This is a genomic window from Cupriavidus sp. FW305-27, from assembly GCF_058787995.1.
In genome coordinates this window covers 1-664 of sequence record NZ_JBYTAG010000140.1, presented here as the reverse complement: position 1 = coordinate 664, position 664 = coordinate 1, and the positions used below count along the sequence as shown (strand labels likewise).

Here is a 664-nt window from a genome sequence, read left to right as displayed (position 1 = left end):
GCGATGCATGCAAGAGATGTCGTGCTGTGCCAGCCGGTGCGCACCGCCATTGGCGCCTACAACGGCTCACTGAAGGCCGTTCCGGCGGTTGATCTCGGCGCCGCAGCGATACGGGCAACCGTGGCACGGGCGGGAATCGATCCAGGCGAGGTCGGCAGCGTGGTGTTCGGAAATGTGATCCAGGCCGGCAACCGCATGAACCCGGCCCGGCAGGCTGCCATTGGGGCAGGGCTGCCGGTTTCGGTTCCGGCGATGACCGTCAACCGCGTTTGCGGCTCGGGGGCCCAGGCCATCGCCACGGCAGCGGACGAGGTACGGCTCGGCTATGTAGATATCGCCATCGCCGGCGGCATGGAAAACATGGATCGCGCGCCATACCTGATGCCGTCCGGCCGCTGGGGTCAACGCATGGGCGATTCCGTCCTGTACGACAGCATGCTGCACGACGGCCTGTTTGACGCCTTCTCCGGTGAGCACTCCGGATGGCATACCGAGGACCTTGTCGCCCGCTACGCGCTGACCCGCGAGGCCCAGGACCGCTGGGCCGAGCGTTCGCAGCGGAATTTCGCGCTGGCGCAGGCGAACGGGCGATTCACCGGCCAGATTGCCGGGGTGGCGACCAAAGGGAAGGGCGGTACGGCCATGTTCGAAGTGGACGAAGCCA

The 664-nt window shown here is 66.7% G+C and carries 1 protein-coding gene; it reads left to right on the top strand.

Annotated features, from left to right (window positions below):
• Positions 1 to 3: 3 nt before the first annotated feature.
• Positions 4 to 664, top strand: a 661-nt coding sequence (locus AC3WRI_RS32905) for a thiolase family protein (RefSeq protein WP_492295020.1), incomplete at its 3' end; no start/stop codon positions are given.